This is a genomic window from Verrucomicrobiota bacterium (assembly GCA_037139415.1).
GTDB lineage: Bacteria > Verrucomicrobiota > Verrucomicrobiia > Limisphaerales > Fontisphaeraceae > JBAXGN01.
Window position 1 is genome coordinate 41703 of sequence record JBAXGN010000026.1, and the last position, 9725, is coordinate 51427.

General features: G+C 57.3%; 6 protein-coding genes. 5 read left to right on the plus strand and 1 reads right to left on the minus strand.

Annotated elements, in window-relative coordinates:
* The first annotated feature begins 41 nt into the window (after nt 1–41).
* From WCO56_06750 to WCO56_06760, 3 genes are all read left to right on the plus strand, one after another.
* The gene (locus WCO56_06750; GenBank protein ID MEI7729251.1) at nt 42–410 is read left to right on the plus strand and encodes a hypothetical protein; all 369 of its coding nucleotides are present in this window, start codon (nt 42–44) and stop codon (nt 408–410) included.
* Nucleotides 411–771: 361 nt separating this feature from the next.
* Nucleotides 772–4185, plus strand: coding sequence for a sugar-binding protein (locus tag WCO56_06755; protein ID MEI7729252.1), 3414 nt, complete (start codon nt 772–774; stop codon nt 4183–4185).
* Nucleotides 4186–5188: 1003 nt separating this feature from the next.
* Nucleotides 5189–5350 (plus strand): hypothetical protein, encoded by a 162-nt coding sequence (locus WCO56_06760; protein ID MEI7729253.1) that lies wholly within the window; start codon nt 5189–5191, stop codon nt 5348–5350.
* On the opposite strand, the gene WCO56_06765 is transcribed toward WCO56_06760, so the two are convergent.
* Nucleotides 5311–6639 carry a Gfo/Idh/MocA family oxidoreductase gene (locus WCO56_06765; GenBank protein MEI7729254.1) on the minus strand — a complete coding sequence of 443 codons (1329 nt, stop codon included), beginning with the start codon at nt 6637–6639 and terminating at the stop codon, nt 5311–5313. The genes WCO56_06760 and WCO56_06765 overlap by 40 nt on opposite strands.
* A gap of 198 nt (nt 6640–6837) precedes the next feature.
* Between WCO56_06765 and WCO56_06770 the strand changes: the two genes are divergently transcribed.
* Entirely contained in the window at nt 6838–8070 is a 1233-nt protein-coding gene (locus WCO56_06770) for a 4-hydroxy-3-methylbut-2-enyl diphosphate reductase (GenBank protein ID MEI7729255.1), read from the plus strand.
* 18 nt (nt 8071–8088) lie between these two features.
* Nucleotides 8089–9243 (plus strand): deoxyguanosinetriphosphate triphosphohydrolase, encoded by a 1155-nt coding sequence (locus WCO56_06775; protein ID MEI7729256.1) that lies wholly within the window; start codon nt 8089–8091, stop codon nt 9241–9243.
* The last annotated feature ends 482 nt before the right edge of the window (nt 9244–9725 follow it).

Here is a 9725-nt window from a genome sequence, read left to right on the forward strand (position 1 = left end):
CGTTTGCCCAACCGCGCAAGCGTTGGAAGATTATCGTGATCATGGTTGTCATATTCTTGTGTGGCTTGGTTTCCGGGGTGGTGATGACTGCCGGCTCGGTGGGCAAATTACTCATGCAAGCCATCAACTTTGAACATTGGCCCGAACGCACCGTGAAGGACTATCGCCGGGACCTGCATCTGACCCCGCCGCAGGTCGAAAAAATCCGTGGCATTTTGGAAAAACACCGCCCGGAAATGTTGCAGGCTCGCAATGAGGCCATCTTCAAATTTGCCGGCGTGATGAATCGCGTAAACGCCGATGTCAAAGCGGAACTCACCCCGGAACAAGCCGCGAAATTTGAGACGTTGAACCAAAAGCGCGGGGATAAATTCCGCAAGGATTTAAAACTGGATTCTGGGACCAAATAAGGTTTGAAGTCCCAGCTTTAGCCGGTCGGGATTAGCTCAGGAAGTGCCAGAGCTGCCCCAAGCTCGGTTTGGTTCAAGCTGAAAGTGGGGGTTCATGGAGGGGGTACGGAACCACAGACCCTGCCATCTCGTATTATTCGCAACGCACCAACACGCTTGATGTAACCCTGCGCGCCTTTGTGCGGCATGGAATTGCCCTTGCATCCCGCCCTACAAAATTTACATTCACCCCTGATTTGTCCTTGGTTATCGCGTAACGCATGGGGTTGTTTCCATGCCACGTCACCCCAAGGGTCAAGAGTTGGACTGCAAACATGCAAGGCGAATGAGCAATATGAAAAATTTGGAAATAAATCGGGTTATGATGGGTTTGTTGGTGGTTGCGGCAATGCTGTTTGGGCAGTCAGGCCGCGCTGCGGATCAATATGCGAAGATCACCCTTGAGCCGCAGGGCATCTGCATCAGCACGCCTGCGGAGGGCCAACTCGTGCTCGAATATCCATCGCTGCTGGATCCGGCTCAGAAAATGATCCGGCCCACCGGCGTGACGGTGAAAAAGAACCAGGCCACCATGCAATATCCGAACGGGGCGAAAATGACCGCCACGCTGGAAGCGGGCACGATTGTGGCACATTTCACCGCGCTGCCTGCCACCGCCAAGGGGTTGCGCATGGAGATGACCATTCCGGTGTCTTTCAAAGATGGTGGCCAATGGCAGGTGGGCAGCGCCGCCGCCAAGCCTTTCCCCGAACCGTTTGCCGGTGAGCAGTTCGTCTTCAAAGGCAATCCCGAGCCGACCAAAATCATCACGCCCAAAGGGGTGCCGTTTACGCTGGTCATGCCCCATGGCTGGCAGCAGGTGCAGGATAACCGCAAATGGAATGGCGAGGGGTTTGGTTACATGACCAGTTGCGAGTTGCCCCGCGCCGGTGCCGGTGAGTGTTACCACAGTTTCAAGGTGTTGGCTGGCGATGAAAAGGAAGCGCCGGCAACCGCGCCAGTAGTGGCCGCTAAACCCGCTCCCAAGGCGGTACCCAAAACCAAACTGTCGTTCCAGTTGTCCAACGAGGGGGTGGCGATGGATGCCGGCGGCATGGGGCATTTCACGCTCTTTTACCCGGTGCTTGTCGGCGACCGTTATGACAAGGTGCGCAAGCCCATCGAAAAAATCATCACCGGCAATACGGTGGCGCTGAAGTTTGATGCCGGGGCGCGCATTGAACTGGCGCTGCAACCTCAAACCGGCATCGTCACCTTGACGCCCGCCAGTATCCCCGGCGATGTCCGCAGCATCCGGATGGACATGCACATTGATTTCAGCTACGCCACCGGCGGCACTTGGAAAATCGGTGGCTCCGAAACCCCGTTCCCGGCGGACAAGCAACCCAAACCGTTCCTGTACCAGGGCACGGCGGATCAGTTTACGCTGCGGAACTTTGACGGGGCCGCGCTGACGTTCAACGTGCCGCAGTATAGTTTCCAACAACTGACGGATAACCGGGAATGGGGCTGGAAAATCTTTAACTGGCAATTCGCCACGCCATACCAGGCTGGCGGCAACCCCATGCAGGTCAAAGTTTCCATTGCTGCCCCGTCCGGCGGTGATGCGGCACAGGCCAAACCGCTGGTGGATAAATTCGGCCAGAACACCCGGATGGAATATCCGGACAAGGTCAAATCCGAGGCGGACCTGAAACAGGATGTGACGGCGGAGGCGGCGTATCTGGCCAGTCTGCAGCCGCCTGCCGGGGACGTTTATGGCGGGCTGCCGGGCAGCCGCGAGAAATACGGTCTGAAAAAGACCGGCTATTTTCACGTCGAGAAAATCGGTCCTCGCTGGGTGCTGGTGGATCCCGAGGGGAATGCGTTCTTTCACCTGGGTGTGTGCGGCATGGGCCCCAGCGACGACTACACCTACATCAAGGGGCGCGAGCAGATTTACGAATGGCTGCCCCCGCACGGTGGTGAATTCAAATCCGCGTATCACCCCAACTCCTTCTGGAATCCGGATGCGGTGTCCTTCAACCTCGTCAACCAGATCCGCAAGTACGGACAGCCATTCGACATCGCCGCGTACACGGCCCGCATGATTGAGCGCGTGCGCAAGTGGGGCTTCAATTCTGCTGGCGCGTTCAGCGGCGCGGATGCCGGGGCGCGCGAGAAAGCGCAGTTTCCCAGTGTGGCGCATCTGCCGTTGAGCATCTGGGAAGGCTTCCCGGAAGTGCCGGGCGCGCATGGGGCGTTTGATCCCTTTGATGAAAAACTCCGTGCGCACTGCGAAAAGGTCCTGTCGGAGAAACTGCCGGCGCGCGCTAATGATCCATTGATCATCGGCTATTTCCTGGTGAACGAGCCGCTGTACGAGGATCTTCCGCGCTCCATCCCGGCGCTGAACAGCAAGCACGCTTGCAAGCGGCGCTTGGCCCAGGTATTGGAGGAAAAATACAAAACCATCGCCGCGTTCAATCAGGCGTGGGAAACCACGTTTGCTTCGTTCCCGGAAGTGGCTGATCGCGGGTTGCCGGTCAAAACCCGGGCGGCAGCGGCGGATATTCAGGCATTCACCGGGTTGTTCCTGGAAACGTATTTCCAGTTGGTGACCGAGACATTCCACAAATATGACGCACACCACATGCTCATTGGCAACCGGTTTCAATCCGGCACCATCAACAACGAACAGTTGTGCCGCATCAGCGGCAAATACATGGATGTCATCTCCTTTAACTATTACACCTATTATCTCGACAAGGATTTTCTCAACCGCATTTACCAATGGACCGGCGGCAAGCCGATGTTCCTCAGCGAATTTTATTACAATTCGCCCAAGGACAGCGGTCTGCCCGGTGGCGGCAAAGATGTCTCCAGCCAGATGGAGCGCGGCTTGGGTTATCGCAATTACGTCGAGCAGGCCGCTGCGCTCGGTTACATCGTGGGCATTGAATGGTTCACCCTGGTGGATCAGTCGTTCACCGGACGCTTTTTCGAGAAGCTCAACGGTGAAAACGGCAATACCGGCCTGATTGCGGCGACGGATCGGCCGTGGAAAGTCATGCTCGCCGAGATGATGAAGAGCAATTACGACATTTATAAAGTATGGTTGAGCGAACGGCCGCCCTTCACCTTCAATGACCCGCGCTTTGCCGCTTCCGGCACCGGGCGCAAGGTGGCCAAGATTTACCGCACGGATGGACCGATGAAGATCAATGGACTGGCGGACGGCTGGCCGGGGGTGCCGGCGGAAACCATTTCCTCCAGCCGATTGGTGCAGGGCGCGGATGCCGGTGGGGTGGAGGCGAGCTTCAAGCTGTGTTGGGATGCGGCCAACCTCTATTTGCTGGTGCATGTTTCGGACCCGACGCCCATGAAGAACAGCTACAAGGGCGACATGATCTGGAGTGCCGACGGCATCGAGCTGTTCATCGGCTCCGAACAATTGGATCAGGCTGGGCCCATGATTTTCTCCGACCGCCAAATCCTGCTCAGCGCGGGCCAGGTGGATGGCCGCAATCAGTGCCACTTCGCCCGGGTTACCGACCAACCGCAATGCGAGATGGCCGTCGCGGCGGATGTGGACGGCAAGGGTTACACGCTCGAAGTCGCCATTCCGTTCAAGGCACTGGGTTTCACGCCGAAGGATGGCCAGCAAATCCTTTTTGATCTGGCGGTGGATGACAGCGCCGATGGCAAAGCCCGGGTGCGGCAGCTCATGTGGAACGGCACGGCACGTAATTCCGGGGATCGCACAGTGTGGGGGCGGGCAGTGTTTGGGCGGTAGCATCGTATTTCGGATTCAATATTTTCAGCGACCGGACGGTTTTGGAAAACTAGTACAAAACTAGTACGCCATAATAAATCCGAAGGCGCCGAAATCCGAAATCCGAGAACCGAAAGAAGTCCGAAATCCGAAGTCCGAAAACACGCCAAATCCATGAGGGTACCCACCGCCGCCGCTGGCCGTCGCCGGACTCGAACATCGCCGCGTTTCAACGTGAAAACCGACCCCACCGCAAACCTCGCGCTTGCCATCGGATTTCGGCTTCGGAATTCGGAATTCGGGATTCGGTATTCTTTCGGTTTTCGGCCCTCGGATTTCGGATTTAGCTGGCCCCCTATTCCACTGAAAACAGCGAAGAACCCAACTATCCAATCAAACTACATCGTAATGTTACCGCAACGGTGTAATTTTGGTGTAGTTTTATACCTGCCACACCAATCACCCTCAATTCCGGTTGCTGTCACCAGCAAGTACCGCGCCAAATGACGGCATGAGGCGGGCGGGAAACGTTTAGCAGAACAAATTATTGGCATAAAAATGGCGGGTAAAAAATGAGGGGACCGGACATGGCAAAAATGAGGACGGGAGGGACCGGCAGGGAGTATGAAGCTAAAAGATAAATGGGACAGGATGGGACCGATAACATGGACTTTGACCGGCCTTACTGAATCAACGGATTTTTGATCCGTAAAGGTGGAAAGGCGGTAAAGTCGCGATCCGCCGACCATAATTCTTTTATCCCATGGTGGAGGCACAACGCGTCAATTCGGGCATCATGAATTTTTGGGCCGGTGATTTTCGCCGACAAGGCCAGTTTCCGAAGTTTCGGCAGGTAATCCACCCCTTCCGCCAGCATGACCACCGAAGGGGAGGCCGTCCAAGCGGTCCCGTCCTGAAATAGATTGTTACTTCGAAATGAAAGAATCGAGGTATCCTATGCGAGTGATTCGTTGCAGTATTAGCCTACGCGAAGCAGTCTTCCAACGGTTAGGATACAACGGTCTTGCAGCGCCAGTTCGCCCGCGCCAAAGGCTTTGGGTTCCGCGCCCATGGGGAAGATACGGCCATCAATGCCCATATCGCCGACCTGGACCTTGTTGGGGATGCCGCCCAGGGCGACGCCGGCTACAGCAACCGCGTCTGCCCGGGGATATACACCGAATAGCTCCCGTTCGCTCCAGGTTTCACCGGCGGCTCCATGCCGTCGTGGCATTCTTCCGGTTTCGGGGCGTAGGCAAAGTTGGATTGGTTGATTTGTTCCCAGGTGACTTCCTTGCCGGTGTAACAGGAGATTTGCCCCATGATGCCGATCATCGTGCTGCGCGCCATGTAATCGCCGTTGTTGATGGGCACCCCGGAGCGAATCGAGGCGAACAATCTATCATGCTCGATTTGGTAGGCGTCTACCTTGCCTTGCGGTTTCCATTGCCAGGCGTTCTCGCCCCAGATCCGGCAGGCCTTGATGGAGGCCCGCCCTTTGGAACCAAGCAGGATGCTCGAATCTTCGTTGTAACAGCCCGTGGTGGTCCGGCACAAGGCGTACAGGCGGACGCCACTCGCAAACTCGTACACCACCGAATGATGGTCAAACACGTTGCCGTAAACCTCCTCCACCATCGTTGAACGCCCGCCCAACCCGTGGCACTTCACCGGGGCCTGCTCCTTTAACACCCAACTCGCGCGATCCAGGTTATGCACCAGCGATTGCACCACGTCATCCCCGGAAAGCCAGGTGAAATGATATTGCGTGCTGAACTGATACTCCAACTCCGATAAACCGGCCTTGCGTTCCGTGACGCCATACGGGGCGCGCAGGAAGTTCTCCTCGATGGACACCACGTCGCCAATCGCGCCGTCATGAATGCGCTGGATGATCTCCTGGTAGCCGGGATGATAACGGCTGTGCAGGCCGGAGACGACCGATAGCTTCTTCTCCTTGGCCAGGTCGCACGCCGCCTTCATCATCTTGATGCCATACGGATCAATGCCGTGCGGCTTCTCCGTGAACACATGCTTGCCGGCCTCGATGGCCGCTTTGGTATGAAACGGATGGAACTTGGCCGCGTTGGCGATCAACACCACATCCGCACACTCGATGACCTTTTTATAACCGTCCAGGCCGGGGAAGCAGCGGTCCTGCGGCACCTCCACCTGCGTGGGCTTCTGCTGTTTGATCCGGTTCAACTTATCCTGGATGCGATCCATGAAGATATCGTTCATCGCCACCAGGCGCGCGCCGGGGTCCGCGCTCAGCGCCTGGACCACCGCGCCGGAATTGCGTCCCCCGCAGCCGATCATCCCCACGCGGATGACGTCGCTGCCGGCGGCATGTGCGAACCGGGCCGTCTCCAGCGTGCCAAGCGCCACCGCGGCCGTGGCGGCAGTGGAAGTTTTCAAGAACTGGCGCCGGGTGGCGGCCAGCGAAGCGACCGGGGTCTCGGATGTATTCATCATAATCAATCGCGGCGGTTAGTTTTCAACGAAACTAAGGTCCCCCGCTTCAAAGTCAATCGGAAACGATCCGGGATGACGGACGGCAGGGCTGGCTACCGGAACCGTGGAAACAGGGACCGCGAGAGGCGCGGCGCGCATTTTTCCTGAGATTTGGCTTTCCACTCGACGCCGGGCAAGGGCGTGCTACAGTATTTCATTATGGCTTTGGAACATTCCAATGAAGCACAAAAGGTCAACCTGCGCCGCCCGGATATCATGGCGGTGGTGCAGGCCCAGGTGCTTTCGCATTATCGCAGCGAACTCGTCGAGCGCATCCGCGCCAACGGCGCGGTGCTCACTGCCGAGGGGCTCACTGTCAAATTGGCGAAGGAGTTCGGTTTCTGCTACGGCGTCGAGCGCGCGATTGATCTGGCCTACGCGGCCCGCAAATCATTTCCGTCGCAAACGCCGATTTACCTGCTGGGCGAGATCATTCACAACCCGGAGGTGAACGACCAGATCCATAACATGGGCATTCACACCATCTCCAGCCGTCCGAACGATCAGGAGTTGGAGATGCTTAAGGCGGGGGATGTGGTGATCATCCCGGCGTTTGGCACCGAGGTCAACACGCGGCGCAAGCTGGAGGAAAAAGGCTGCATCTTTGTGGATACCACCTGTGGCGACGTGATGAGCGTGTGGAAACGGGTGCGGCAATATTCCAAGGAAACCGTGACCAGCATCATACACGGCAAGGCCAAGCACGAGGAAACCAAGGCCACCACGTCCCAGGCCACCGCCTACGGCACCGGCCATTACCTGGTGGTTTATGATTTGGCGCAGACCGATTACGTCTGCAACTACATCCTCCACGGCGGCCACCGTCAGGAGTTTCTGGATAAATTCAAGGGCGCGTATTCGCCGGGGTTCGATCCCGATCTGCATCTGCAAGCCGTGGGCGTGGCCAACCAGACCACCATGTTGCGCGGAGAGACGGAGGACGTGCAGCGCCGCTTCAAAGCCGCCATGGAAATGAAACACGGCTCGGCGGCATTGTCTCACCACTTCCGATATTTCGACACCATTTGCGGTGCCACGCAGGAACGGCAGGACGCGCTCGGGAAAATGCTTCAGGAACCCATGGCCCTGTTGCTGGTGATCGGCGGCTATAATTCCTCCAACACCTCACATCTGGCGGAAATGGCGGAAGCGATGCTGCCGACCTACTTCATCAAGAATGCCGCCAAAATTGTTTCCGACAAATTGATTATCCATTGGAATTTGCACCTGCAAAAAGAAGTGGAAACCAGCGATTGGATGCCCAGTGAACCCATCACCATCGGCATCACCGCCGGGGCCTCGTGCCCCAACAACCTCATCGAAGAAACCATCCGGCGGTTGTTTGAACTGCGCGGCATTTCCGTGCAGGACTTGATCGCCTCCGTCCGTTAAACCTTGGAAAAACTGGTTATGCCTTGCACTCATTTGGATCTGGAAGCTCGGGAACGTCAAATCCTCGCCCCCTACGCGCAATTCAGCGCCGACACCCGTGGCCGCAAATATCCGGAGGACCCGCCGGAGTGGCGCACCCACTACCAGCGGGACCGGGATCGCGTCATTCACTCCCGCGCCTTTCGCCGCTTGGAATACAAGACCCAGGTGTTTTTGAACGGTACCGGCGACCATCTGCGCACCCGGTTGACGCATACCATGGAAGTCGCCGGCATCTCCCGCAACATCGCCCGCGCCCTGCGCTTGAATGAAGACCTGGCGGAAACCATTGCCCTGGCCCATGACTTGGGGCATTCCCCCTTCGGCCACACCGGTGAAACCGCCCTCAACAAGCTCATGAAGAACGACGGCGGCTTTGAGCATAACCGCCAGAGCTTGCGCATCGTGGAAGTGCTGGAGCAGAAATATCCCGGCTTTGCCGGACTCAACCTCAGTTGGGAAGTCCGCGAGGGGTTGGTCAAGCATTACACCAGTTACGATCATCCCAGCAAACGCAAAGGGTTCGAGGCCAAGTCCAGTTCCCTCGAAGCCCAGGTGGCCAACCTCGCCGATGAAGTCACCTACTATAGCCATGATCTGGATGACGGCTTGGATTCCGGCTTGCTCGATGAAAAGAAGCTCGCGCGCGACGTGAAGATCTGGGCGGAAGCCACCCGCACCATCAAGAAGCAGCACGGTAATCAGCCGGACGAATGCCGCCGCTACTTCATCATCCGCTGCCTCATTGACCGCCAGGTGCATGACGTGGTGGAGACCACCGAGAAGCTCCTGCTCAAAGCCGGCGTCAAGTCAGCCGATGAAGTGCGCCTGTATCCCAAGCCGCTGGTGCAATACAGCGCGGAACTGCGCAAGCTGAACCTTGAATTGCGCGATTACCTCTATCAAAACCTGTATTTTAACCCGGCGGTGCATGAGCCAAACATGCGCGCCGTGCGCATGCTGGAAGAACTGTTCAAATACTACCTGCGGCATCCCAAGGAAATCGGCGAACTCTCGCAACGCCGGGCCAAGCGTGAAGGCTGGCCCCGCGCGGTCTGCGATTATCTGGCCGGCATGACTGACCGCTACGCCATCCAGGATCACCAACGCCTGTTCGGCCTGCGTTTGTGGTGAAGCATGTGGAAAAGCCGAAATGCGAGTCCCGAGCACCGAAAGAATGCCGTCTAATTTGACCGGGCAACCCCGCTTGCTTGATCAAAAGTGATGCCCTCTTACAAAGGGAGACCCGTCCAAAACCATCCACCGAACCACGTCAGGGCAGAAAGGCATTTCATCCCGGCACGATTCCCCCGGCGGACGGAGCCCTGGCTACACTTCTTTGCGCCGGGAGCATCGGCTCCGGAAGGCCCCGCCAAAACCTGCCATGGACCCAAAAACCATCCCCAAGTCACTTAAAACAAGCCGTTTGCAACCGAAAATGCCACGGACAAGACCTTGTCCGCCGTGGACAAGACACTCTCGGTTACGGACAAAACCCTTTCGGTTAGCGACAAGACCTTGTCCGGCTTAGACAAGACCTTGTCCGTCCCAAACAAGACCCTGTCCGTCCCAAACAAGACCCTGTCCGTCCCAAACAAGACCCTGTCCGTCCCAAA

Bases quoted from the DNA above. Each gene is read 5' to 3' on its own strand.
- WCO56_06770 (MEI7729255.1), top strand. From the start codon at position 6,838: ATGGCTTTGGAACATTCCAATGAAGCACAAAAGGTCAACCTGCGCCGC.
- WCO56_06765 (MEI7729254.1), bottom strand. From the start codon at position 6,639: ATGATGAATACATCCGAGACCCCGGTCGCTTCGCTGGCCGCCACCCGG.
- WCO56_06750 (MEI7729251.1), top strand. From the start codon at position 42: ATGGTTGTCATATTCTTGTGTGGCTTGGTTTCCGGGGTGGTGATGACT.
- WCO56_06755 (MEI7729252.1), top strand. From the start codon at position 772: ATGATGGGTTTGTTGGTGGTTGCGGCAATGCTGTTTGGGCAGTCAGGC.
- WCO56_06775 (MEI7729256.1), top strand. From the start codon at position 8,089: ATGCCTTGCACTCATTTGGATCTGGAAGCTCGGGAACGTCAAATCCTC.